Genomic DNA, 24,907 nt, shown 5'->3' with positions numbered 1-24,907 from the left:
GTCAGGGGAGGCGTCGTGCGACGACGCTGTAGATGGACGCCTTGCCCGCGCGCAGCGCGGCCGACAGGTTGACGGCGACGTCCCGCATCTCGGCGAAGGGGCGGTGTCCGGGCAGGGCGTCGTCGCGGTCGATATTGGCTTTGATCTCGTTCAGCCAGCGGATCGCCTCGGGACCGGACGGCAGCTCCTGCAGGTCGCGTACGGCGAAGGAGTTGCGCTCCAGCACCTCGACCAACTGGGCGAGCGTCTTGCGGTGTCCGCAGGCCAGCCGGTCCACCTCGTCGGGGATCATCGATTGGTAGTCGCCGAGCGGGATGTTGTAGAGGGTCTCGGAGATCACCACGACGGCGTTGTCCGCCGTACGCACCGAGATCGCCTTCATCGCGGCTTCGAGGGTGGACGGCGTCAGATGACCGATGCTGCCGCGGAGCACCACCAGGTCGTACGGTGGCTCGCGGTCGGGTATCTGCTCGAGGTCCTGGGCGTTGCACTGGTAGAGCCGCACCCGGTCGGCGACACCGGCTCGCGCCAGGCGGTCGGCCGTGTACTCCACCTGCGGACCGCTGATGTTGACCCCGTCGATGCGCGGGCAATCCGGGTATCGCCTGGCCATGTGCAGCAGGGTGGTGCCCCAGCCGAAGCCGACGTCGAGGATCCGGCCGACCGGGGCGCCCTCCGGCAGTCCGGCGAGGTCGAGCTGCCGGGCGAAGTAGCGCTCCCCCGCCTGGTCGAGCGAGGCGTCGTCGTCACCGTCGTAGAGGCCGAACTGGAACCACAGGTCGCCGCCGATCGCGGTGCGCCACATCGCCGGATCGTCCCGGTAGACGGCTTCGACCCGGGACTGGTACGGGTCGTCCGCGAGGCCGGTGATGACGTCGAAGCCTGCGTTGGTGGTTGTCACGTCATGTCTCCGATGGTGTTGAGGTCGCCGCGATAGCGTTCGGACTCGAAGTGCCAGTCGAAGTTGCCTCTGACCAGGTGGCGTACGCCCGTGATCCACCGGTCGGTCCCGGTGGAGCGGGGCAGCGCCCGCGCCGCGCTCTCGAAGGCGCTCACCCGGTCGGTCGCCAGGTCGTTCACCGCGCTGAGCGCGTCGCCCAGGGACGTGCCCTCGTGGTGCATCACCACGCGCACCGCGTTGTGGATCTGTTCGGAGGCCAGCTCCTTGCCGACCGAGTAGATGTCGTTGAACAGTCCGCAGTGCTCGGCGGCGGCGTCCTTGAGCGCCCCGTAGGCGGGCAGGCGGCGCACGTCCGCGGGGAGATCGACACCGACGGCGACCTCCATGAGGTCGGCGCACCAGCGCGTGCCCGCGGTGTCGCGGCGGTGGGCGAGATAGGTGTCGAGGGTGGGTATCCGCCCTCTGCTCCGTTCGTCGAACTCGACGCCGTAGGTGAGCAGGAACGCGCCGAGGTCCTGGCGGAAGGTCGTGTACCAGGCGGGAGAGCGGTCCTCGGGCAGGCGTCCCCACAGTTCCGCCAGCGACCGTTCCATCGCGCCCGAGGCGGGGGCGCCGTCGAGGACACCGAGGCGGCCGTCGAGGGCGGAGCGGCCCCGGACCGGGTCCCGTCCCAGGCGGCCGTCGTCGAACTGATCGTCGTTGACGAAGATCCAGGCCATCAACTGGGCGAGGTAGACGAGCAGTTCGGGAGCAGCCGTCGGGAAGTAGCGCGCCGTGGTCAGCGCGGGGTCGGCGCGGCGCAGCAGACGGCGCACGTCCTCGTCGTCGGCCAGTGCGAACCTGTCGATCCACTCCCACACCGGTGCCTCGCAGGTGTCGCGGGCGGGGTTGAGCGGGATCGGCGGGAACGGCATGAAGTGCTCGGGGTAGGTGATCACGCCGGGGCTCCTTCCTGGGGTCCGACGGCGGGAGTCGCATAGCGGTCCAGCTCCCCGCAGCAGTCGACCGCGCCCCGCATGAGCAGGCGGTATCCCGCTACGCACCGCCTGACGTCGTCCGAGGTGCCTGCCGCGGCGGCGGCTTCCTCGAACGCCCGCAGGCTCGCGGACGCCAGCTCCCCCACCGCGTCGACAGCCCGGGCGAGGTCGGCGCCCGTGTGGTGCATGACCACGCGGACGGCGTTGTGGACCTGCCCCGTCGCCAGTTCCTTGTCGATGGAGTAGAGGTCGTTGACCAGACCCATGTATTCGGACGTGCGGGACCGCAGGGTGTGGACGGCGTCGAGCCGCCTGACCCCGGCGGGCAGGTCGACGCCGGAGGCGACCTCCACCAGGTCGGCGAACACGAGCATCCCTGAGGACAGGCGCCGGTGGCGGCGGTACTCGTCGACTCCCGGGACCCGGTCGCCCACGCGGTCGATGGCTTCGCGGGCGTAGGTCCACAGCCACAGGGCGCAGTCGTCCCGGAACGTGCGGCACCACTGCGCGGAGCGTCCCACCGTGGTGCGGCGCCACAGGTCGGTGATCGCGGGGATCAGGGGGTCCGCGGTGGTCGTCGCGCCGTCGAAGGCGGCGACGACATGGTCCGCCAGCGCTTCACAGCGACCGCAGTCGTCCTCGGCGTCGAGCAGGTCGTCGACGAGGAAGTTCACGGCGAGCCATTGCGCCGCGAGCGTCAGGGCACGGGGTGGCGCGTCGGGATACAGCCGGGCGGCGACGTGCGCCGGGTTCGCCCGCTTCAGGATCTCCTCACGGTTCGCGTCCTGGAGGAGACCGAACCGGTCGGCCCAGGACCGCAGCTCCCCGGCAGCCGTGCGCGCGGCGGGGTTGGGGTCCCGGCCCGGGCACGGCATGTCGAGTTGGCGGACGGTTGTCATGAGTCCCCTATCAGCCGGACTTCGCCGCACCGATGCTGCCCGGGCGGCCCTGTCGCCCTTGCCCCGGGCGGGTCTTACGTGAGGTGGTCCACGATCACGCGGATGACCTGCTGCTGCCCTTCGTCGTCGAAGAAGTGGCCGCCCGGGACCGGTGTCAGAGCGAACCGGTCACGTGTCTCGCGGGACCAGTCCTTCATCCGTTCGGGATGTGCTTCGGGGTCCTCGGTGCCCGCGAACGCGTGGACCGGGATGTCCAGGGGCGTCTCGGGGTGGAAGTCGTGGGTGCTGAGGACCGTCAGGTCGGCGCGCAGGGTCGGCAGCAGTCCGGCGAGCAGCTCGGGCTGCTGCAGGACTTCGACGGGTGTGCCGCCCATGTCGCGCACGTAGCCGACGAGTCCGTCCTCCCGTCCGTCCCACTCCCACTGGCCGTTGTCGCACGCGGGCGCCACGCTGGCCGCCACGAACAGCGCCTTCGGTCCCGGCAGTCCGCGTTCGCGCAGGGCGTGGGCGAGCGCCCAGGAGACCCTAGCTCCCATGCTGACGCCGTAGAGGGCGAACGGCTTGTCGAGGTGCGGCTCCATGACCTTGATCAGATCGTCGACGAGGGGAGCCATGCGCTCGTAGGGCGTCTCGGTGAACCGGTCGGCGCGGCCGGGGAGCTGCACCGCCACCGGCTCGATGTACCACGGCAGTTCCTGTGGCCACCGGCGGAACAGCGAGGTGTTGCCGCCCGCGAAGTGGAAGCAGAACAGGCGGGTCTCGGCGGGACCGGTGCGGCCGAACCGCTTGAACCAGCGGCGGTCGGTGTTCGCCCCCGGCGTCGCGGTGCCGGTCATCGTCCCGCCGCCGTCAGCAGGTTGGCGGCCATCAGGTCGAGGAGGCTGTCGGGAGCCTCCATGAACTTGTGGTGGTGGCCTTCGAGCAGGACGGCGGTGGTCTCGCCGCACTTCTTCCAGCCCGTCATGTCGGCGTAGGGGATCTCGTCGTCCTCGGTCCAGCCGATGGCGGTGATCGGTCCGGGCAGCCGGAACGGGTCGGGCACGATGTACCGCTTGTTGGTGTCGACGTCGGCGCGCAGGATCTCCAGGTAGAAGGAGAGGATGTCCGGGCTGGGGTTGCCGCCGAGCCTGCGCATCAGCCCTTCGAGTTCGGCCGTCAGTTCCGTGTCGTCCATCGACAGGAAGCGGCCGGCGGGTCCGTCCTGGGGGGCGACCTCGGAGGAGACGTAGAGCTGTGACGCGGCGGGCTTGCCGGTGCGGGCGAGCTCGGCGGAGACCTCGTAGGCGGCGAGCGCGGACCCGCAGTGCCCGAAGAAGGCGAAGGGCACGTCCAGGTGGTCCTCCAGGCCGGGGATCATGGCCTGGGCGAGCTCCTGGTAGGTGGTGAAGTTGGGCTCGGCGAACCGCGTCTCGTGGCCCGGGAGTTCGACCGGGACGAAGTCCACCCCGTCGCGGTGCCGGGGCCACTGGCGGTACATGCTGGCACCGCATCCCGAATAGGGGATGAGGAACACCCGCGCTACGGCGTCGGCCGACGGCCGGTGGGGCAGCCACGGGTTCCGGCCGGAGGGGCGGTGGTTCATCGGCAGGTCTCCAGGGTCGGGAGGGGCGGTGGTCAGCGCAGACGGGCGGTGATCGGCAGGTGCTTGTACCCGGAGATGAAGTTCGACCGGAGCCTGGACTTCTCCCCCGCGTACGCGAAGTCGGTGAACCGGCTGAGGAGTTCGGTGAAGAGGATCCTCAGGGTGACCCGGGCGACGGTGTGGCCGACGCAGTAGTGCGGGCCGATGCCGAACGCCACGTGCTTGTTCGGACGGCGCCGCAGGTCGAAGGTGTCGGGGTCGGCGAACACCTCGCGGTCCCGGTTGGCGGACCCGAGCCAGACCACCACGGCGTCGCCTGCCTTGATCCGGGTGCCGCGGATCACGGTGTCGTTGACGGCGTAGCGCATGAAGTGGCTGACCGGGGACGCCACGCGCAGCGCCTCCTCCACGGCGGTGGACGTCACGCTGAGGTCGGACGCCCAGGTCTCGAGCAGCCCGTCCTCCACGTGCTCGGCCATCATGTAGTTCGGCGAGTGCGGGGTGGTGACCACGGCGCCGAGGAGCACGCTGTAGCAGTTGGACATGACCTCGCCGGGCGTCATGCGCCGGCCGTCCACCTCGGTCGTGATCAGGACGCTGATGAGGTCGTCGCCCAGATTGCGGCGGCGCTCGCCGTAGATGTCCTGGAAGTAGGCGAACAACTGGCGGTGCGCGTTGTCGAGGGTCGCCTGGGTGCCGCCCTCCAGCCGGTACTCGGGGTCGTCGGCGGCTATGGAGGAGTTGAGCAGCGTGGCCAGCCGCGGCCAGTCCTCCCGGGGCAGACCCATGGACGTGCCGCCGACGGCGACCGGCAGCGCCAGCATGGCTTCGGCGAAGTCGAACGGACCGCCGTCCTCCAGGGGGCGCAGGACCTCCAGGACGAGGTCGCGGATCATCTGGTCCTGGCGCTCGATCGCCTTGATGGCCATGGCCTTCTGCAGCCGGGCGCGCATGATCGTGTGCCGGGGAGGGTCGGTCGCCGCGATCTGCCGCCCGCCCGCCGGGTCCTCGACGCCGAGGATGTTCAGCAGGGTGCCGCGCTCGGAGGTGAAGGTGTGGGAGTCGCGCAGCACCTGGTCGGCGTCGTGGTAGTTGGCCACCGACCAGAAGCCGTTCGCGTCGTCGACCTGCTGCCAGGTGAGATGGTCCTTCTCGCGCAGCTCGGCCCAGAGCGGATGGAAGTCGCCGTGGCTGTAGAGCATGGGGTCGGCCAGACCCATGGCGGCTTTTCCGACCGGGCAGCCGGGCGCCGGCTGGGCGGGTACGACGGGGCACCCGACGACCGGGGTGACAGCCCCGGCGGCTGATTCATCCAGCGGCAGCATGCTCGGCCTCCTGTGTTGACTTCGGTGCGCCCAGCCCCTCGCTCTGCCGCAGACCCTCGGCGAGGTCGGCGATCGTCGGGCGCAGGTACAGCGTCCGGGCAGGCAGATCGACGTTGAATTCGCGTTGCAGAGCGGCGAGCAGTTCGGCGGCCATCAGCGAGTGCCCGCCGAGCTCGAAGAAGTTGTCGGTGGAGCCGATCGGCTCGACGTCGAGCGCCTCGCTCCAGATCTCGGCCAGGCGGCGCTCCAGTTCGTCGGCCGGTTCGACGTACTCGTTCCACACGTTGCGCGGGATCTTGGCCGAGGGCAGGGCGCCGCGGTCCACCTTGCCGTTCGCGTTGAGCGGGATCTCCGGCAGGGCGAGGATCACCCAGGGGACCAGGTGGGCGGGCAGGACCGCCGCGAGCTTCTCGCGGAGCTGCACGCCGAGCGCGGCGGACTCCTCCTCGGACAGCTCGCCCGCGGCGACGTACGCGATCAGCCGGGTGTCACCGGCGCCGTCGGTGTGCGTGAGCGCTGCCGCCTCCTCGACCCGGGGGTCCTTGAGGAGTTCCGTCTCGACCGTGCTGGGCTCGACCCGGTAGCCGCGGATCTTGACCTGGCGGTCGGCGCGGCACAGGAAGTCCAGGTTGCCGTCGGGCAGTTCGCGGACGATGTCGCCGGTGCGGTACATGCGGCGACCGGGTTCGGCGCCGAAGATGTCGGCGACGAACTTCTCGGCGGTGGCGCCCGGCTTGTTGAGGTATCCGGTGGCCACGCCGTCGCCGCCGACCCACAGTTCCCCCCATTCGCCGGGCGGGACGGGGCGCATCGCGTCGTCCAGGATGGCGGCGGTGGTGCCGTGGATGGGGGTGCCGATCGGGACGCGTTCCTCGTCGCTGCCGGTGCGGGTGGTCCAGCAGGTGGTGTACGTGGTGTTCTCGGTCGGTCCGTACCCGTTGGTGAAGATCAGGTCCGGGTGCGCGGCGAGGACCCGGCGGACGTGGTCCGGGGAGAGGACGTCGCCGCCCGCGAGGAGATGCCGTACGGTGCCCAGTCCGTCCAGGTGGTGGGCGACCATCTTGTGGAAGAGACCCGAGGTCAGCCACAGGATGGTGACGCCCTCGTCGCGAATGGTCTTGACGATCTCGTCCAGGTCCGCCCGGCCGGACGGGGCGAGGGCGAGGCGGCACCCCTTGGCCAGCGAGGTCCAGATCTCGAAGGTCGACACGTCGAAGCCGACGCGGGTGATCTGCAGGAAGACGTCGTCGGGGCGTACGTCGATCCAGTCGGGGGTGTCGATGAGCCGGAAGATCGCGCGGTGCGAGACCACGACGCCCTTGGGCATGCCGGTGGAGCCCGAGGTGTAGCAGACGTAGGCGGGGCTGTCCGGTCCGATCTCGGCGGCGGGCAGCAGACCGGGCTCGGCGGACTCGGGCTCGGCGGGGTCGTCGAGGGACAGCACGTGCTCGATGCCGTGGGCCAGCGGCGCGGTGCCGGAGTCGACGACGGCGAAGCGGGCGCGCGCGTCGTCGAGGATGCGGGCGCGCTGCTCGGCGGGCTCCGCCGGGTCGAGGTACAGGTAGGCGCCGCCCGCCTTGAGGATCGCGGTCAGGACGACCATGAGGTCGATCGACCGGTCGAGCAGGACGGCGACGACGCTGCCGCCACCGACCCCGGCCGCGCGCAGCCGCCGCGCCACGGCGTCGGCGTCGGCGTCGAGCCGCCGGAAGCTGAGACTGCGGTCGCCGTGGCTGATCGCGGTCGCCTCGGGGATCCGCGCGGCCTGCTCCGCGACCATGTCGTGCACACAGCGCGGCGAGCGAGCTGACTGAAGGCTGCCCATCACTGATTCCCTACCTTGTTCTTCTCTGCTCGGCTCTGCGTCACCGATGCCGGGCGGGCTCAACGGGAGGCGGAGACCGCCGCGGGGTCCTGGCGCGCGCTGAGCGGGCGGAGGTCGGTCCAGTGCTCGTCGATGTAGTCCAGGCAGGACTGCCGGGTGCCCTCGTGGACGGACTTCCAGCCCGCCGGGACGTCCAGCTTGAGCGGCCAGAGCGAGTGCTGTTCCTCGGCATTGACGAGGACGGCGAAGGTCCCGTTGGAATCGTCGAAGGGATTCATTGCATGGGCTCCTTGAATGGGCAGCGGGAATGAATGCGGACCGGACGGGAATGCCGCACCGTGTTTTTCGAAGGGAGCGCCGGCGCTTCCGGGAGATATCGACGAACTGTGCGAACGGGTCGCCGCTTTGTCGTGGGACGTCGAACCGACGCTATCCGCGTGGAACTCCCGCGTGGTGTCACATGAAAGGACGACATCCGGGCGCGGGGCGCGGGTTCAGCCCACCTTGTGCACCCAGGCGTGCGGGTCGGGCAGCCGCCCGTACTGGATGCCGAGCAGCTCCTCGCGCAGCCGTCGGGTGACGGGTCCCGGCTCGCCGTCCCCGATGGTCCAGCCCTTGCCGCCCGCTCCCTTGACCCGGCCGATCGGGGCGATGACGGCAGCCGTCCCGCAGGCGAATGCCTCGGTCATCCTCCCGGACGCGCACAGCTCTTCCCACCGCGGCACCGACATGGGGCGTTCCTCGGTGTCGAAGCCGAGTTCGGGGGCGAGGCGGAGCAGGGAGTCGCGGGTCACGCCGGGCAGCAGCGTGTCGGTCAGCGGGGGTGTGACGATCCGCGGTCTGCTCCCGTCCTCCTCGCGCAGGACGAAGAAGATGTTCATGCCGCCCATCTCCTCGACCCAGGTGTGCTCCGCCGCGTCCAGCCACACCACCTGGTCGCAGCCCTCCGCCACGCCCTGGCGCTGGGCGGCGAAGGCGGCGGCGTAGTTGCCGCCGACCTTGGCGGCGCCGGTGCCGCCGGGCGCGGCGCGGGTGTACTCCTCCGACAGCCACACCGTCAGCGGCCGGAGCCGTTCACCGGCGCCGAAGTAGGCGGTGGCGGGCGAGGCGAACACCACGAACAGATAGCTGCGCGAGGGAAGCGTGAAACCCAGCTCGTGCTGGGTGGCGATCATCAGGGGGCGCAGGTAGAGGCTCTCGCCCTCGCCGGAGGGGACCCAGGCGGCGTCCTGGGTGACCAGCAGCTCCAGCGCCCGCAGGAAGGTCTCCTCGGGGAGGGCGGGCATGGCGAGGCGTTCCGCGGAGCGGTTGAACCGGCGCGCGTTGACCGACGGGCGGAACAGCGCGATGCCGCCGCCGTCCTGCCGGTACGCCTTCATGCCCTCGAAGCACTCCTGGCCGTAGTGGAACACGGAGGCGGAGGGGTCGAGACTGAGGGGGGCGTACGCTTCGAGCCGCCCGTCGTACCAGCCGCGCTCCTCGTCGAAGCGCAGGGTCACCATGTGGTCGGTGAAGACCCTGCCGAAGCCGGGTGAGCCGAGGACCGACTCGCGCTCCCGGGCCGGCGTCGGTCGGTCACTGGTGTGTATCTCGAAGTCCACCGGTCGACCACCTGCTTCCTCGTTGAACTCGGCGGTGTGAAGGCCCTGATGTGGTCCAGAAACTACCCGCAGCGACTCGGCGCGGCGGTGTCACATGAAAGGACGACATGCGGGCGCGGAGCCGGTGAACGAGGCTGGCCGAGACTGGGGAATCTGTCGACTTTCGGCTCCGCAGTTCCCGTTCGAAGTGGCCGCGAACAGAGTGGAATTACGTATGGGCATCGCCGTTGCGAAGCTGGAAGCCTGGATGCGCGACTACTACCACAAGGTCGATCACGACATCGGCAGCAGCGGGGTGCGCGACCTGTCCATGGCGGAGCTGCGCACGCTCTGCGACTTCGAGCTGTCCGAGCTGGATTCGCTGGTGCTGCACGACAGCGAGGCGTACGGCGGGCCCGGGCTGCGGGCGGCGCTCGCGGACCGCTGGACCGGCGGCGACGTCGACCCGGTGATGGTCACGCACGGGTCCAGCGAGGCGATCTACATCGTCATGCACACCTTGCTGGAGGCGGGCGACGAGGTGATCGTCGTCGACCCCGCCTACCAGCAGTTGTACGACATCGCCGGGTCGCTGGGGTGCCGGATCACGCGCTGGCCGCTGCGCGCCGACCGGGGTTTCCGCCCCGATATGGAGCGCTTGCGTGAACTCGCCGCGTCGGGACCGCGGATGATCGTGGTGAACTTCCCGCACAACCCGACCGGGGTGTCGATCACCGCCGAGGAGCAGGACGAGCTGATCGCCATCGCGGCGGCGTCGGGCGCCTGGCTGGTCTGGGACAACGCGTTCGGCGAGATGACGTACACCGGGGACCCCCTGCGGCTGCCGCACGACCGCTACGACAAGGTCATCTCCTTCGGCACCCTCTCCAAGAGCTACGGGCTGGCCGGAATGCGGGTGGGCTGGTGTCTGGCGCCGCGGGAACTGCACGAGGAGATGGCGGTGCTGCGTGACTACATCGCGCTGTACGTCTCGCCCGTCCTGGAGTTCTTCGCGGAGAAGGCGATCCGCAACGCGGACCGGATCGTGGCGTTCCAGCGCGAGCACGCGAACGCCAACCTCAAGCTGGTGCGGGACTGGGCGGCGGGACTGCCGGAACTGGTCCGGCTCACCCCGCCGGACGGCAGTGTGACGACCTTCGTCGAGTTCCCCCGCCTCCCCGACGTGGAGCGCTCGTGCCGACGGCTCGCGGAGGAGCACCGTGTGCTGCTCGTGCCGGGCATGTGCTTCGGCGAGGACTTCCGCTCCTACGCCCGGCTCGGCTTCGGCGGCACCACCGCCGAGCTGACAGCAGGACTCTCCTCCCTCGAACAGGTGCTGCGCGAAGACTCCCGAACGGTGGCTGCCCGATGACTGACGACCTGCAATCCCGTATCGCCGCCCTCTCCCCGGACAAGCGGGAACTGCTGGAGCGGCGGCTCGCGGACATGGCGGCGGCGCGCGGGACCGCCGCGGTCGACCGGATCACGCCGCGCGACCGCGAGGCGCCGACCCCGCTGTCCTTCGCCCAGCTCCGCGAGTGGACCACCGGCCGGATCCGCGGTTCCAACAACATCGGCGGCGCGCTGCGGCTCGTCGGCGACCTCGATCTCTCCCTGCTCAGCCGGGTGCTGACGGAGATCGTCGACCGGCACGAGGCGCTGCGGTCCACGGTCGAGATGAACGGCCGCACCCCCGTGCAGGTGGTCCAGCCGGTCACCCCGGTGCCGACCCCGCTGATCGACCTGTCCGACCTGCCCGCCGAGGAGCAGCCCGCCGAGGTGCGGCGGCGCGCGGACGCCGAGCTGGTGCGCCCCTTCGCCCCGGAGGACCCCCAGCGCCTGCGCATCCAGTTGCTGCGGCTCGCCCCGGACACCCATGTGGCGCTGTTCACGACCGACCACGCGGCGTCCGACGCCTGGTCGATGGCCATCCTCGTACGGGAGTTCGTGGCGCTGTACGGCTCCTACCGCGGGGGCGGCACGGGCACGCTCCCGCCGCTGGAGATCCAGTTCGGTGACTTCGCCGCCGCGCAGGCGCGGGAGTTCACCGACGAGCGGATCGGCGCCGAACTCGCCTACTGGAAGCAGGCGCTGGAGGGGGTGCCGACCCGCCTCTCGCTGCCCGTCGACCGGCCCTACCCCGCCCGGCCGACCTTCGAGGGCGCGCAGTACCACATCGACCTCACGCCCGAACTGAGCGGCGAACTCAAGGTGTTCAGCGAGCGGGAGAACGCCTCGCTGTTCATGGTGCTGCTCGCCACCTTCTCCGTCCTGCTCCACCGGTACGCGAACCAGGACGACCTGGTGATCGGCTCGGCCATCTCCGGGCGCAACCGGGTGGAGACCGAGGAGCTGATCGGCTGCTTCGCCAACCTGCTGCCGCTGCGGATGCGGCTCGCCCAGGACCAGACACTGCGCGATCTGGTGCACGCCGCCCGGGACACCACCACCGCGGGCTACGACCACCAGGACCTGCCCTTCGAGCGGCTCCTCGAACAACTGGGCATCGGCCGGGAGGCGTCGCAGACCCCCCTGATCCAGGTGATGATCAACGTCCTGACCGCCCCGGCCAGCGCCCTCGAACTGCCGGACCTCACCATCGCGCCGGAGCCGATGGACATCGGACCGGTCTCCATCGACCTGACCCTGTTCGCGATGCCGCGCGGCGACACCGTGTCCCTGCAATGGCAGTACTCCACCGAGCTGTTCGACACCGAGACGGTGGAGCTGCTGGCCGCGCAGTTCGTCAACGTGCTCCGGCAACTGGTGACGGCGCCCGACACAAAGGTCGGTGACGTCGAGTTCATCGTCAGCCCGGTCGCGGCGGCGGCAGCGCCGGTCCCCGTCGCGGCGGCGGACCACGGTCCGGGCTTCGTCGAGCTCTTCCAGCGGCGCGCTGCCCTCGCCCCGCACACCACGGCGGTGGTCCACGGGGGAACCGCCCTGAGCTACGCGGAGCTGAACCGCGCCGCCAACCGGCTCGCGCACGAGCTGCGCGCACGCGGGGTGGGCAGGGAGGTGCCCGTCGGCATCCTGCTCGACCGCTCGCCCCGCATGGCCGTGGCGATCCTTGCGGTGCTCAAGGCGGGCGGCTACTACGTCCCGCTCGACCCGTCCTATCCGGCGGAGCGCCTGGCGTTCATGCTCGCCGACGCCGATGTGCGGGTGCTGATCGTCGAGAAGGAGAACGGCGCGCCGACGGTCGCGGGCGAGGCGTGGGCGGGCGAGGTCGTCCTCGTGGACGCGCCCCTGGACCGCCCGGCACACGATCTGCCCACGCTGCCCGACCCCGCCTCGACGGCGTACATGGTGTACACCTCGGGTTCGACCGGTCGCCCCAAGGGCGCCCAGATCGAGCACCGCTCCCTGGCGGTCTTCGCGCGTGACGTCGTGGACCGTTTCGGGCTGGGCACCGGGGACCGGTTCCTGCAGTTCGCCTCGCCCAGCTTCGACGTCCTCGTGGAGGAGCTGTTCCCGGTCTGGCTGGCCGGCGGCGCGGTGGTCATCCCGGCGGAGCGGCTGCTCGGCGGCGGCGCCGACCTCGCGGAGCTGGCCGAGCGCGAGCACGTCACGGTGATGGAACTGCCCACCGCGTACTGGCACGAGTGGACCCGGTCGCTGCGGCGCGAGAACCGCGAACTCCCGGAGTGGCTCCGCCTGGTGATCATCGGTGGCGAGCGGGTGCTGCCCGACCGCATCACGATGTGGGAGCCGCTCGGCGTGCCGCTGATGCACGTGTACGGACTGACGGAGACGACGGTCAGCTCGACCTTCTTCCGTATCGACCCGGTCGACCAGAGCCGCGACTGGCCCAACCTGCCGATCGGCACCCCGCTGCCCTCGGCGGATCTGCGCATCCTGGACCACCGGCTGCGCCCCGTCCCCGTCGGCAGCATCGGTGACCTGTACATCGGCGGCATCAGCCTGGCCCGCGGCTACTACGGGCGCCCCGGTCTGACCGCCGCGCGGTTCGTCGCCGACCCGGACCCGGCGCACCCGGGCGCGCGTCTGTACCGCACCGGCGACCTGGTGCGCCAACGACCCGACGGCAACCTGGAGTTCGTCTCCCGCGCCGACACCCAGGTCAAGATCCGCGGTTTCCGGGTGGAGCCCGCGGAGATCGAGGCGAACCTCAGCCTGCACCCCGAGATCACCGAGTCGGTGGTCGTCGTGCACGAGCCCGAGCCCGGGGACAAGCGGCTCGTGGCGTACGTCGTGCCGCGCACCTCGCCCGCGCCCGCGGCGGGTGTCCTGCGCGCGTTCCTGGAGAAGGAACTGCCGCCGTACATGGTTCCCGCGACGTTCGTCGAGCTGCGCGCCCTGCCGCTGACCCCGAACGGCAAGGTCGACCACGCGGCGCTGCCCGCCCCCACCGACGAACGCCCCGCCGAGGCGGCGGACTTCGTCGCTCCCGAGAACCCGGTCGAGCAGCAGCTCGCCGAGATCGTCGCCGGTGTCATCGGCACCGAGAGCATCAGCGTGCACGACAACTTCTTCGAGCTGGGGGGCGACTCGATCCTCGCCATCCAGGTCGTCGCACAGGCGCAGGACATCGGCATCCGGATCTCCCCGCTGGACCTCTTCGAGCACCCCACGGTCGCCATGCTCGCCGCGGTGACGACGGCGGCTCCGGTGATCGACGCCGAGCAGGGCGTGGTCAGCGGACCGTCGCCGCTCACCGCGCGGCAGCGCTGGTTCTGCGGCGCGGACATCACCGACCCGCACCACTGGAACGTCTCCACGCTGCTCGAACTGCGGGAGTCCTATCCGCAGGACCTGCTGCGCGAGGCGGTCGTCCAGCTCCTCGTCCACCACGACGGGCTGCGGCAGCGCTTCCAGCTCAACGGCGTCCAGACGCGCGTGCGGATCGCCCTGCCCGACTCGCGCACGCCGTTCACGGCGCACGACCTGTCCGGACTGGACCGCGAGGAGCAGGAGCGCCGGATCACGGAGCTGACCGCCGAGGCGGCGGCGGGTCTCAAGCCCTCCGTGGGACCGCTGGTCCGGTTCGAGTTCTTCCAACTCGGCGAGGGACGCCCCGACCAACTGGCGCTGATCGCCCACCACCTGGTCGCCGACCCCACCTCCGTGCGCATCCTCGTCGAGGACCTGCGGACCGCGCTGCTCGCGCTGGGCGCGGGCCAGAGCGTCGCGCTGCCGGCCAAGACGACGTCCTGGCAGTCCTGGGCGCGCCGCCTGGCGTCGTACGCCGGTACCCAGCCGGTGCGGTCGCAGCGGCCGTACTGGACGGAGCTGGTCGAGAGCGCGTCCGGCACGGTGCCCCTCGACACGGCGGAGCCGCCGGGCGCCGACACCGCCGCCGACGCCCGCGAGGTCGTCGCGCGCCTGGATGCCGAGGAGACGACCGAGCTGCTGCACGCCGTCCCGGCGGCGCACAACTGCCGGATCGACGAGCTGCTGCTGACCGCCCTGAGCCGCACCCTCGGCGACTGGACGGGCTCGCCGCGCACCCTGATCGACCTGCGGCGGCACACCCGCGAGCGGATCTTCGGGGACCTCGACCTGGCACGCACCGTCGGCTGGCTGGACACCGTCCACCCGGTCGGTCTCGTCAGCGAACCCGACGGCACGCCCGAGACCACGTTGAAGTCGGTCAAGGAAGTCCTGCGCGCCGTCCCCGAGGGCGGGCTCGGCTGGCAGTTGCTGAACCAGGGCAACGACCCGGTGCCGGACTCCCCGGCGCAGGTGCTCTTCGAGTACTCCGGGCAGCTCCACGAGCCGTCACCGGCCACGGACGGTTTCACCGCGCTCGGACCCGCCGGACCCGCGACGAGTCCGCTCGCCCGGCGCCCGTACCCGCTCGCGGTCCGCGCCTCGGTCACCGGCGGCAGGCTGACCGTCACCTGGGAGTACAGCGCCAGGCTGCACCACCAGGAGACCGTGGACCGGCTCGCGGAGCGGTTCCTGACGGAGCTGCGGGCGCTGACGGCCGAGGGGGACGTCACGCACGTCCCCTCGGACTTCCCGCTCGCCCGCGTGGACCGCTCCCAGCTCGACGGGCTGCTCAGCCGTCTGCAGACCGGCCAGGAGACCCCGTGAGCCAGGCCGACGTCGCGGACGTCTACGAACTGTCGCCGCTCCAGCAGGGCATGCTGCTGCACACCCTGTACGGCGGCGACGCGGACACCTATGTCGCGCAGCGCAGCTTCGAGATCACGGGCGCGCTCGACGCCGACCTCCTGGAGCTGGCCTGGCGGCAGGTCGTGACCGCGCATCCCGCGCTGCGGACCTCCTTCCACTGGGAGGGTCTCGACAAGCCGCTCCAGGTGGTGCACCGCACCCCGCCCGGCGCGCTGACGCGGCACGACTGGTCGGACGCGGACGCCGACGAGCAGCGGGACAGGTTCGAGCGGCTCCTCGCCGAGGACCGGGCCACGGGCTTCGACCCGGAGCGTCCGCCGCTGCAGCGGCTGCGTCTGATCCGGCTCGGCGAGGGGCGCCACGGGTTCGTCTGGACCCACCACATGCTGCTGCTCGACGGCTGGTCGGTGCCGATCGTCCTCGGCGACTTCATCCGGCGGTACCAGTGCCTGCTCGCGGGCGCTCCGGCACCGCCCGCGCCCGCCCCGTACCGGGACTACATCGCCTGGCTGCAGTCCCAGGACATGCGGGCGGCCCAGGAGTGGTGGACCGGCGCCCTCTCGGGTTCCGCCGACAGCGGTCGCCTCGGCCCGCTGCTGCGGCTCGACCCGCGACGCGGTCCCGGCGCCGTCGAGGAGGTCCGCCGGGAGCTGCCCGCCGACCTCGACGAGCGGCTGCGCGCGGTCGCCGCCCGCAACCAGGTCACCCTCAGCACGCTGCTGCAGGCTGCCTGGGCGCTGGTCCTGCGGCGCTTCAGCGGGGACGCGGAGGTCACCTACGGCTGCACCAGCTCGGGTCGCCCCGCCGAACTGCGGGGCGTCGACGAGATGGTCGGCTCGTTCATCAACACCCTGCCGATCCGGATCACCGTGCCCGACGACGGTCCGCTCCGCGACTGGCTGCGGGAGATCCAGACGGTGCACTCCACGGCCAGGCGGTACGAGTACGCGCCCCTGGCGCGGATCCGGTCCTGGGCGAACCTGCCCGGGAACGAGCCGCTGTTCGAGAGCGTCGTCGTCCTCGACAACTACCCGCTCGCCATCGGCGACGGGAAGCTGGCCGAACAGTTCTCGGTCCGCTCGGTCAACGACTTCGAGAAGACCAGCGAGGCGCTGACCCTGATCGTGACACCGGCGCCCGCCTCGGTGGTCCGGCTCGTCTTCCACCGCGAACGGTTCGAGCCGGGCGCGGTCGACGACATGATGGAGTACCTCTACCGCGTCCTGGACGCCCTCACCGGCGCCGAGACGGTCGACGGCGTGCTGACGGCCGCCGCCGGAGCCGAGGAGAGCGGTCCGGCGCTCGGCGTGCGGTACCCGGACGCGGAGGAGACCCTCGCCGCGCTGATCGAGCGGCAGGCGGCGGCCACCCCCGACGCGGTCGCCGTCCACGGTGAGGACGGCACGCTCACCTACGCGCAGTTGCTCGAACGCTCCCGCCGGGCGGCCGACGCGCTCGCCGCCGCCGGGGCGGGTCCCGGCCGGTTCGTCGGGGTCTGCGCCGAACGCGGCCCGGACATGGTCACGGGCGTGCTCGGCACCCTGCTCACGGGCGCCGCCTATCTGCCCCTGGAGCCCTCGCTGCCGCCCGCGCGCCTCGCCTTCATGGCGTCCGAGGCGGGCATGACGGTGGCCTTCGCCGCGCCGGACTGCGTGGAGACGGCCGTACGCGCCGGGGCGGAACGGGTCCTGACCTCGGCGGACCGTTCCGAGGTGCCGCGCGCGACCGGTCCGGGCCGTCCCGACGACGCCGCCTATGTGCTGTTCACCTCCGGCTCCACCGGGCGTCCCAAGGGCGTGGTCGTCACCCACCGCGCGATCGTCAACCGGCTGCTGTGGATGCAGGAGACCTTCCCGCTCGGCGCCGACGACCGGGTGCTGCAGAAGACTCCGCTGAGCTTCGACGTGTCGGTGTGGGAGCTGTTCTGGCCGCTCATGAACGGCGCCACCCTGGTGCTCGCCCGGCCCGGCGGGCACCAGGACAGCACCTATCTGGCCCGCGTCCTGACCGAACAGCGCGTCACCGTCGCGCACTTCGTGCCGTCGATGCTCCAGCTCTTCCTCGACGAGCCCGTCGACGCGCCCGCCCTGCGCCGGGTGATGTGCAGCGGCGAGGCGCTCCCCCACCCCCTGGTGGAACGCTTCCGCGGCGTTCTCCCGCACGTGGAGCTGCACAATCTGTACGGACCGACCGAGGCGGCCGTCGACGTCACCTGGTGGGACTGCGCCCGCCCCGCGCCCGTCGGCGTCGTCCCGATCGGCGACGCCGTCGCGAACACCGGGACGCACGTCCTGGACGAGCGCCTGTCCCCCGCCCAGCCCGGCGTACCCGGCGAACTCTTCCTCAGCGGCGTGCAGTTGGCACGCGGCTATGTGAACCGTCCGGCACTGACCGCCGAGCGGTTCGTCGCGCACGACCTGGCGGGACCCGGCGGACGGCTGTACCGCACCGGCGACAAGGTCCGACGGCTCCGGGACGGGACGCTGGAGTTCCTCGGGCGGATGGACCACCAGGTGAAGATCCACGGCTACCGGATCGAGCTGGGCGAGGCGGAGCAGGTGCTGCTCGACCAGCCGTCGGTCCGCGAAGCGGTGGTGACCGTCCGGGACGGAACGCGCCTCGCCGCGTACGTCACCGGCGACAGCCCCGACCCTGCCGTCCTGCACGACGCCCTACGGGCGGCGCTGCCCCGCTACATGGTTCCGGCCACGGTCACCGTCCTGCCCGCGATGCCGCTCACCCACAACGGAAAGCTGGACCGCGGCGCGCTGCCCGATCCCGCGCCCGCCGTGGCGGCGGACGCCGTCGAGGCGCCCGCGTCAGCGCGGGAGGAGAGCATCGCCGAGGTCTTCCGGGACCTGCTGGGGCTGCCCGCCGTGAACGTCACCGCGAGCTTCTTCGACCTGGGCGGCGACTCCTTCACCGCCGTCCGCGCGGTGCGCCGCATCGAGGGCGCCAGCGTGGGACTGCTCGCCGCCTGTCCGAGCGTGCGCGAACTCGCGGCGGCGCTCGAAGCGACCGACGAACCCGGACCGCTGCTCCGGGTGACCCCGCGCCCCCGGGACCGGACGACCGCGCACACCCTGGTGTGCGTGCCGTTCGGCGGCGGCAGCGCCATCGGCTACCAGCCCCTCGCGGGCAGTCTCGACCCCGCGATCGACCTGCTGGCCGTGGCGCTGCCCGGTCATGAACTCGGTGGCGACCCGGAGCTACGCCCGCTGGAGGAGGTGGCGGAGAGCGTCGCGGACGAGGTCCTGAAGAACGTGGCGGGACCGGTCTCCGTCTACGGGCACTGCGTCGGGGTGGCGCTCGCCGTCGAGGTGGTGCGCCGCCTGGAGACGGCAGGACGCGACGTCGAACGGCTCTTCCTCGGCGCGTCGTACCCGTACTACGGGAGCCGGTTCGCGCGGCGCCGCCGCGAGGGACCCGAAGCCGACCAGGCGGAACTGCGCTATCTGCAGTCGCTCGGCGGGTTCGGCGGAGTGGTCCAGGAGGACGAACTCGCCTTCGTCATGCGGGCGTTCCGGCACGACGCGGGAGCCGCGCAGGCGTACTTCGGCGAGCACTGGCCGCGGCGCCGCCGCACCGAGCCGCTGGCGGCGCCGATCACCGTGGTCATCGGCACGGACGATCCGGAGACGCCCCGCTACGAGCGCAGGCACCGGGTGTGGGAGCGCTTCGGCTCCTCCGTCGACCTGGCGACCGTTCCGCAAGGCGGCCACTACTTCCTGCAGCAGCAGCCGGAGATCCTCGCCACGGTCATCGCGGCGGCGTTGGGGAAAGGGAACGATGAGCGGCAGGCTCCTCGCGATCAGTGATCTGCACGTCTCGCACGGCAGGAACCGTGACCTGCTCCGGCGCGTGCGGCCCACCTCGCCCGACGACTGGCTGATCGTGGCGGGCGACGTCGCCGAGCGCATCGACGATCTGGCGTGGGCGCTCGGTGTGCTGCGCGACCGCTTCGCGCGGGTGATCTGGACCCCCGGCAACCACGAGCTGTGGACCACCCGGGGCGAGACCGACGCCCAGCGCGGGGACGTCCGCTACAAGCAACTGGTGGAGACGGCGCGGGAGCTGGGCGTCGACACGCCGGAGGACCCCTTCCCCGTCTGGGAGGGTCCCGGCGGCCCGGTGACCGTCGTGCCGCTGTTCCTGCTGTACGACTACAGCTTCCGTCCCGCGGGCGTCAGCAGGGAACAGGCGCTGGACGAGGCGTGGGAGTCCGGTGTGGTCTGCACCGACGAGGCGCTGCTGCACCCGGACCCCTACCCCGACCGCGCCGCCTGGTGCCACGCCCGCGTCGAACTGACCGAGCGCCGCCTGGCCGCGCTGGACCCGGACCGCCGGCTGGTGCTCGTCAACCACTTCCCGCTGGTCCGGGACCCGACCCTGGTCCTGCGCCATCCGCAGTTCGCCCTGTGGTGCGGTACGGACCGGACCGCGCACTGGCACACCCGCTTCAACGTCGCGGCCGTCGTCTACGGCCACCTGCACATTCGCCGGACCACCTGGTACGACGGCGTGCCGTTCATGGAGGTCTCGGTCGGTTATCCGCGTGAGTGGACCGCCCGCGGCGACTACCCGGGGGTCCGCCAGGTGCTCCCCGTCCAGGAGGGCTGACCGTGCTCGCGGACATCCTGCCGCCGAAGGTCGCGGTGCGAGAGTTCAGGGGGGACCCGCCCGGTGTCCCGTACCACCCGCAGGAGATGGTGCACGTCGCCTCGGCGCTGCCCCACCGCCGGGCCGAGTTCATCACGGGACGGCACTGTGCCCGGCAGGCGCTGCAGGTTCTCGGGGTGAAAGTGGTGCCGATCCCCAAGGGCGAGCGCGGCGCGCCGGTCTGGCCCGCCGGAGTGATCGGCAGCATCACGCACTGCGCCGGTTACCGCGGCGCCGCCGTGGCGCTGCGCGGGGACGTGCCCGCGCTCGGGGTGGACGCCGAACCGAACGAGCCACTGCCCGAAGGGGTGCTCCGCACGATCGGACTGCCGAGCGAGCACACCATGCTGTCCGCGCTCTCCGCGGATCGCCACATCGCCTGGGACCGGCTGCTGTTCAGCGCCAAGGAGTCCGTCTACAAGGCGTGGTTCCCGCTCACCGGCACGTGGCTGGACTTCCTGGACGCGGAGCTGACCATCGACGCCGACGCCTTCGGCTTCAGCGCCCGGCTGCTGGTCCCCGGACCGGTCGTGGACGGTGTCCGGTGGTCCACCCTGCGCGGTCGCTTCACGGTCCGTGACGGCATCCTGCTGACCGCCGTCACGGACGGGGATTAGCGACAGGCGCCTAGAGGTCGGGCACGTCCGGCAGGGGGCGCGGCTTGTCGCGCAGGGTCACCGAGGTGGGCAGCACGGCATAGCCGCGCTGGTGCGGAGAGTGCACGCGCCGGGCGTACGTCATGTCGATGTCGTAGTCGGCGATACGCGCCCCGATCTCCTCCAGGGCGATCTTGATCTCCAGCTTGGCGAGGGCGGCGCCCAGGCAGTAGTGCGGACCGTGTCCGAAGCTGATGAGCTGGCTGGTGTCCCGGTCCAGGTCGTAGCGGTCGGGGTCGGAGAAGACCCGGCGGTCGCGGTTGCCGGAGGCGGGCAGGATGGCGACGCGGCTGCCTTCCGGCAGCAGGACGTCGTGCAGCACCGTGTCCTCGGTGACGGTCCGGGCGACCATCTGGCTGGCCGAGTCGTAGCGCAGGGTCTCCATCGTCCAGTCCTCGGGGCGGTGGTCCAGCCCGGCCCGCCGCACGTCGGGGTGGAGCCAGCCGTGGTACCAGGCGTTGCCGATGACCTTGCCCGTCGACTCGTTCCCCGCGGTGATCAGCAGGAAGAGGAAGGCGACGATCTCCGAGTCGCTCAGCGCCCGGTCCTTGACCCGCACGTCCAGCAGGTGCGAGGTGAGGTCGTGGCCGGGCTTGCGCCGCAACTCGGTGACGTGCGCGACGAAGTACGCGGCGAGGCGCAGGGCGGCCTGGACGGAGCCCGCCGGGCGGTCCTCCTCGCCGTCGCCGCGCATGTTCAGCATGTCGGTGTCGGCGCGGATGAGGTCCCAGTCGGCGGCGGGGATGCCGACCATGTCGCACACGATGTCGTTGGGCAGCGCCGCCGCGTAGTCGCTCGCGAAGTCGAACTCGCCCTGCTCGAGCAGCGGCAGCAGCCGGTCGCGCGCCATCCTGCGGATGCGGGCCTCCTGCCCCGTGACGTGCCGGGCGGTGAAGCCGCTGGACACCAGGGTGCGCAGCCTGCCGTGCTCCGGCGGATCCATGGCGAGGAAGAAGCTGGTCTTGTACGCCTCGGGACCCCACAGCTCGGTCTCCAGGGAGATGCCGTTGCGGTTGGAGAACAGCTTGGGACTGCGCAGCGCCGCGAGCACGTCCTCGTGCCGGGACAGCGCCCAGAAGTCACGTTCCTCGTTGCGGTAGACCGGCTCGTTCTCCCGCATCCAGGCATAGACCGGGTAGGGGTCCTCGTGCAGTTCCCAGGAGAACGGGTCATAGACAGGCCGATCCACCGCATCGATCACGCTGTCCTGCCTGGCCGAGCTGTCGGTGTGCATCTATACGACTCCATCGCCGGTGCGAACAGGGACCCCTGCGCCGTGCGTCAGGAACTTACGACGCGAACGGCGAGCTGTCCTGTCACGCGAACCGGGGGCTGCCGGGACCGTCCGTCCCGACGTGTGCTAGGGGCTGCCGAACGTCAGGAACTCCGCCGACTGCGGCCCGCCTCACCTCCTCAGGAGCCATGCATGAGCACCGTTGCCCTGCCCCCCACGGACGACCTGCGCGCGCGTGCCCGTGCGTGCCTGGACCGCATCGGTGTCGTGGTGCCGGAGGGCGACGACCTGTACGCCCGCACGCCGATCACCGGGGAGGACCTGTTCGGGCTGAAGGGCAGCGGCGCGGCGGAGACGGAAGCGGCGGTGGCCGCCGCCCACGAGACGTTCCTCGCCTGGCGTTCCACGCCCGCTCCGCGCCGCGGTGACGTCGTGCGCCGCTTCGGCGATCTGGTGCGCGAGCACCACGACGACCTGGCCGAGCTGATCACCCTGGAGGTCGGCAAGATCGGCGCCGAGGCGTACGGCGAGGTCCAGGAGATGATCGACATCGCGGACTACGCGGTGGGTCTCTCCCGTCAGTTGTACGGGCGGGTCATCGCGTCCGAGCGCGCCGGGCACCGGATGGTCGAGTCCTGGCACCCGCTGGGGGTCGTCGGTGTCATCTCCGCGTTCAACTTCCCGGCAGCCGTGTGGTCCTGGAACACCGCGGTCGCGCTGGTCTGCGGGGACACCGTCGTGTGGAAGCCGTCCGAGCAGGCGTCACTGATCGCGCTGGCCTGCGACCGGCTGCTGGCGCGGGCCGCCGAGGAGTCGGGTGCCCCGGCCGGCATCCACCATCTGGTGCTCGGCGGGCGGGAGACCGGCGAGGCGCTTGTGGACGACCCGCGGGTGGCGCTGGTCAGCGCCACCGGCTCGGTGCCGATGGGCCGGGCGGTCGGACCCCGGGTCGCCGCGCGCTTCGGGCGCTCCCTGCTGGAGCTGGGCGGCAACAACGCGGCGATCATCGCCCCCAGCGCCGATCTCGAACTCGCCCTGCCCGCGGTCCTCTTCGCCGCGGCGGGCACCGCGGGGCAGCGCTGCACCTCGCTGCGGCGGCTCATCGTGCACCGGGACGTCGTGGACGAGCTGCTGCCGCGGCTGACCGCCGCCTTCGAGCGGCTTGCCGTCGGCGACCCGTTCGACAAGGACACGCTCGTCGGCCCGCTGATCTCCCCGGCTCCGCTCGAGACGATGCGCAAGGCGATCGCCCGGGTCACGGACGACGGCGGAAAGCTGCTGGTCGGCGGCGACCGGGTCGAGACGACCCCCGAGTCCGCCGCCGCGTACGTACGGCCCGCGGTCGTACGGATCGACGCGCACTCCCCCGTGGTGCGGGAGGAGACGTTCGCGCCGCTGCTCTATGTGCTGACGTACGACACGCTGGAGGAGGCCATCGCCCTGCAGAACGACGTCCCGCAGGGTCTGTCCGCGAGCATCTTCACCCGGGACCAGCAGGAGGCCGAGATCTTCCTGTCCGCCGTCGGCGCGGACACCGGACTGGTGAACGTGAACCTGGGCACGTCGGGGGCGGAGATCGGCGGCGCCTTCGGTGGCGAGAAGGAGACCGGGGGCGGGCGGGCGTGCGGCTCGGACGCGTGGCACGCGTACATGCGCCGCTCGACCAGTGTCGTCAACTACTCGGGTGAGGTCGCCCTCGCCCAGAACATCAGCTTCTCCTGACCGGTCAGGCCGCCCGCACCCGCCCCCCGACGCGAGGAACGCAGATGTCTCTCCCCACCACCGGCTCGATCCCCCCTGCCCAGGTCCACCGGAGCCTCGCGGCCCACATGCTCGTGGACGGATACCCGTTCGTCCTCGACCTGGCGCGCAGCCACGGCAGTTGGCTGGTCGACGCGCTCACCGGTCGTTCGTACCTCGATCTCTTCACCTTCTACGCGTCCAGCCCGCTGGGCTTCAATCCGCCGGACGTCGTGGAGGACGCGGAGTTCGGCAGGCTCCTGGCGAAGGTCGCCGCCAACAAGCCGTCGAACGCGGACGCCTACACCCCGGAGCTGGCGGAGTTCGTCGCCACGTTCGCCCGGGTGCTGGGCGACCCCGAGCTGCCGCACCTCTTCTTCGTCGAAGGCGGGGCGCTGGCCGTGGAGAACGCGCTGAAGTGCGCCTTCGACTGGAAGAGCCGACGCAACGAGGCGGCCGGCCGGTCCGCGTCGCTCGGCACTCAGGTACTGCATCTGAAGTACGCCTTCCACGGCCGCAGCGGATACACCCTGTCCCTGACCAACACCGAACCGGTCAAGACCGAACGCTTCCCGGTCTTCGACTGGCCGCGCATCGACACGCCCGCGATCCGTTTCCCGCTGGACGAGCGCAACACCCGGCTGGTCGAGGACGCCGAGCGGGCGGCGCTCGCCCAGGCCGAGGCGGCGTTCGCGGCGCATCCGCACGACATCGCGTGCTTCATCGCCGAGCCCATCCTGAGCGAGGGCGGCGACCAGCATCTGCGTCCCGAGTTCCTCCAGGCGATGCAGCGGCTGTGCCACGAGCACGACGCGCTGTTCGTGCTCGACGAGGTGCAGACCGGGGTGGGACTGACCGGAACGCCGTGGGCGTACCAGCAGTTGGGGATCGAGCCGGACCTGGTGGCCTTCGGCAAGAAGGCTCAGGTCGGCGGGGTCATGGCCGGGCGACGGGTGGACCTGGTGCCGGACCACGTCTTCCGCGTCAGCGCCCGGGTCGGCTCGACGTGGGCGGGCGGGCTCACCGACATGGTCCGCTCGCGCCGTCTGCTGGAGGTCATCGAGCGCGACCGGCTGATCGAGCGAGCCGTGTCGTCGGGCGCCCATCTGCTGGAGGGGTTCCGCTCCCTGGCCGACCGGTTCCCCGGTCTGCTCTCCAACGCCCGGGGACGCGGGCTGATGTGCGCCTTCGACCTGCCGTCGACCCAGATCCGCGACACGTTCGTCGACGTCCTGCGGGAGGAGGGAGTCCTCGTGCTCCCCGGCGGTGAACGCACCGTGCGGCTGCGGCCCGCGCTGTCGGTCGGTCAGGAGGAGCTGTCCCTCGCCCTCGACGCGTTCGCCCGGGCGCTCAAGCGCTGCGCCGACGGCGCCTGAGGACCCGCCCAAAGAAAATGGCTGAAACTGGTAGCTGTCATACCCACATGT

At 71.4% G+C, this 24,907-nt stretch carries 17 protein-coding genes; 7 read left to right on the top strand and 10 right to left on the bottom strand.

The window, feature by feature from the left end; all coding sequences use genetic code 11:
- Window position 1 precedes the first annotated feature (1 nt).
- From IF655_RS11175 to IF655_RS11135, 9 genes are all read right to left on the bottom strand, one after another.
- The gene (locus tag IF655_RS11175; RefSeq protein ID WP_199584034.1) at window positions 2-901 is read right to left on the bottom strand and encodes a cyclopropane-fatty-acyl-phospholipid synthase family protein; all 900 of its coding nucleotides are present in this window, start codon (window positions 899-901) and stop codon (window positions 2-4) included.
- Window positions 898-1,839 carry a hypothetical protein gene (locus IF655_RS11170; RefSeq protein ID WP_199584033.1) on the bottom strand — a complete coding sequence of 314 codons (942 nt, stop codon included), beginning with the start codon at window positions 1,837-1,839 and terminating at the stop codon, window positions 898-900. Before IF655_RS11170 ends, IF655_RS11175 begins: the two co-directional genes overlap by 4 nt.
- Window positions 1,836-2,777, bottom strand: coding sequence for a hypothetical protein (locus tag IF655_RS11165; protein ID WP_199584032.1), 942 nt, complete (start codon window positions 2,775-2,777; stop codon window positions 1,836-1,838). Before IF655_RS11165 ends, IF655_RS11170 begins: the two co-directional genes overlap by 4 nt.
- Before the next feature lie 74 nt (window positions 2,778-2,851).
- Window positions 2,852-3,613: a thioesterase II family protein gene (locus tag IF655_RS11160; protein WP_199584031.1), complete on the bottom strand. Its 762-nt coding sequence runs from the start codon at window positions 3,611-3,613 to the stop codon at window positions 2,852-2,854.
- Window positions 3,610-4,359, bottom strand: a complete 750-nt coding sequence (locus IF655_RS11155) for a thioesterase II family protein (RefSeq protein ID WP_199584030.1) — start codon at window positions 4,357-4,359, stop codon at window positions 3,610-3,612. Before IF655_RS11155 ends, IF655_RS11160 begins: the two co-directional genes overlap by 4 nt.
- Window positions 4,360-4,391: 32 nt before the next feature.
- A complete protein-coding gene (locus tag IF655_RS11150; RefSeq protein ID WP_199584028.1) occupies window positions 4,392-5,684 on the bottom strand; it encodes a cytochrome P450 in 1,293 nt (430 codons plus the stop codon).
- Window positions 5,668-7,509 (bottom strand): non-ribosomal peptide synthetase, encoded by a 1,842-nt coding sequence (locus IF655_RS11145; protein WP_242488667.1) that lies wholly within the window; start codon window positions 7,507-7,509, stop codon window positions 5,668-5,670. The genes IF655_RS11150 and IF655_RS11145 overlap by 17 nt, the downstream gene beginning before the upstream one ends.
- A 59-nt stretch (window positions 7,510-7,568) precedes the next feature.
- Window positions 7,569-7,787 carry an MbtH family NRPS accessory protein gene (locus IF655_RS11140; RefSeq protein WP_199584026.1) on the bottom strand — a complete coding sequence of 73 codons (219 nt, stop codon included), beginning with the start codon at window positions 7,785-7,787 and terminating at the stop codon, window positions 7,569-7,571.
- 216 nt (window positions 7,788-8,003) lie between these two features.
- On the bottom strand, window positions 8,004-9,110 hold the full coding sequence (locus IF655_RS11135; RefSeq protein ID WP_199584022.1) for a branched-chain amino acid aminotransferase: 1,107 nt from the start codon (window positions 9,108-9,110) through the stop codon (window positions 8,004-8,006).
- A 214-nt stretch (window positions 9,111-9,324) separates the two neighbouring features.
- On the opposite strand from IF655_RS11135, the gene vioD reads away from it, so the two are divergent.
- Genes vioD through IF655_RS11110 form a run of 5 tightly spaced genes read left to right on the top strand, consistent with a single transcriptional unit; the run spans window position 9,325 to window position 20,467 of the window.
- Window positions 9,325-10,461, top strand: a complete 1,137-nt coding sequence (vioD, locus tag IF655_RS11130) for a capreomycidine synthase (RefSeq protein WP_199584021.1) — start codon at window positions 9,325-9,327, stop codon at window positions 10,459-10,461.
- Window positions 10,458-15,149 (top strand): non-ribosomal peptide synthetase, encoded by a 4,692-nt coding sequence (locus tag IF655_RS11125; RefSeq protein WP_199584020.1) that lies wholly within the window; start codon window positions 10,458-10,460, stop codon window positions 15,147-15,149. The genes vioD and IF655_RS11125 overlap by 4 nt, the downstream gene beginning before the upstream one ends.
- On the top strand, window positions 15,146-19,009 hold the full coding sequence (locus tag IF655_RS11120) for an amino acid adenylation domain-containing protein (protein ID WP_307814904.1): 3,864 nt from the start codon (window positions 15,146-15,148) through the stop codon (window positions 19,007-19,009). The genes IF655_RS11125 and IF655_RS11120 overlap by 4 nt, the downstream gene beginning before the upstream one ends.
- Window positions 18,981-19,811, top strand: a complete 831-nt coding sequence (locus tag IF655_RS11115) for a metallophosphoesterase (protein ID WP_199584015.1) — start codon at window positions 18,981-18,983, stop codon at window positions 19,809-19,811. The genes IF655_RS11120 and IF655_RS11115 overlap by 29 nt, the downstream gene beginning before the upstream one ends.
- A 2-nt stretch (window positions 19,812-19,813) precedes the next feature.
- On the top strand, window positions 19,814-20,467 hold the full coding sequence (locus IF655_RS11110) for a 4'-phosphopantetheinyl transferase superfamily protein (protein WP_199584014.1): 654 nt from the start codon (window positions 19,814-19,816) through the stop codon (window positions 20,465-20,467).
- Window positions 20,468-20,477: 10 nt separating this feature from the next.
- Here the strand turns inward: IF655_RS11110 and IF655_RS11105 are convergent, their stop codons facing one another.
- Window positions 20,478-21,740, bottom strand: a complete 1,263-nt coding sequence (locus IF655_RS11105; protein WP_199584013.1) for a cytochrome P450 — start codon at window positions 21,738-21,740, stop codon at window positions 20,478-20,480.
- Window positions 21,741-21,932: 192 nt separating this feature from the next.
- Between IF655_RS11105 and IF655_RS11100 the strand changes: the two genes are divergently transcribed.
- Together IF655_RS11100 and lat are read left to right on the top strand one after the other, a co-directional pair.
- Window positions 21,933-23,462, top strand: a complete 1,530-nt coding sequence (locus IF655_RS11100) for an aldehyde dehydrogenase family protein (protein ID WP_199584012.1) — start codon at window positions 21,933-21,935, stop codon at window positions 23,460-23,462.
- Between the two features lie 44 nt (window positions 23,463-23,506).
- Window positions 23,507-24,856: an L-lysine 6-transaminase gene (lat, locus tag IF655_RS11095; RefSeq protein WP_199584011.1), complete on the top strand. Its 1,350-nt coding sequence runs from the start codon at window positions 23,507-23,509 to the stop codon at window positions 24,854-24,856.
- Window positions 24,857-24,907: the final 51 nt, after the last annotated feature.

This window comes from Streptomyces sp. DSM 110735 (assembly GCF_016482685.1).
In the GTDB taxonomy this organism is placed as follows: Bacteria; Actinomycetota; Actinomycetes; order Streptomycetales; family Streptomycetaceae; genus Streptomyces.
The sequence above is the reverse complement of the archived record's forward strand: the minus strand, read 5'-3'. Positions and strand labels throughout refer to the sequence as shown.

Coding starts and splice junctions, on each gene's coding strand:
- IF655_RS11145 (WP_242488667.1), bottom strand. CDS start 7,509: ATGGGCAGCCTTCAGTCAGCTCGCTCGCCGCGCTGTGTGCACGACATG.
- lat (WP_199584011.1), top strand. CDS start 23,507: ATGTCTCTCCCCACCACCGGCTCGATCCCCCCTGCCCAGGTCCACCGG.
- IF655_RS11160 (WP_199584031.1), bottom strand. CDS start 3,613: ATGACCGGCACCGCGACGCCGGGGGCGAACACCGACCGCCGCTGGTTC.
- IF655_RS11105 (WP_199584013.1), bottom strand. CDS start 21,740: ATGCACACCGACAGCTCGGCCAGGCAGGACAGCGTGATCGATGCGGTG.
- IF655_RS11115 (WP_199584015.1), top strand. CDS start 18,981: ATGAGCGGCAGGCTCCTCGCGATCAGTGATCTGCACGTCTCGCACGGC.
- IF655_RS11150 (WP_199584028.1), bottom strand. CDS start 5,684: ATGCTGCCGCTGGATGAATCAGCCGCCGGGGCTGTCACCCCGGTCGTC.
- IF655_RS11155 (WP_199584030.1), bottom strand. CDS start 4,359: ATGAACCACCGCCCCTCCGGCCGGAACCCGTGGCTGCCCCACCGGCCG.
- vioD (WP_199584021.1), top strand. CDS start 9,325: ATGGGCATCGCCGTTGCGAAGCTGGAAGCCTGGATGCGCGACTACTAC.
- IF655_RS11165 (WP_199584032.1), bottom strand. CDS start 2,777: ATGACAACCGTCCGCCAACTCGACATGCCGTGCCCGGGCCGGGACCCC.
- IF655_RS11125 (WP_199584020.1), top strand. CDS start 10,458: ATGACTGACGACCTGCAATCCCGTATCGCCGCCCTCTCCCCGGACAAG.
- IF655_RS11140 (WP_199584026.1), bottom strand. CDS start 7,787: ATGAATCCCTTCGACGATTCCAACGGGACCTTCGCCGTCCTCGTCAAT.
- IF655_RS11100 (WP_199584012.1), top strand. CDS start 21,933: ATGAGCACCGTTGCCCTGCCCCCCACGGACGACCTGCGCGCGCGTGCC.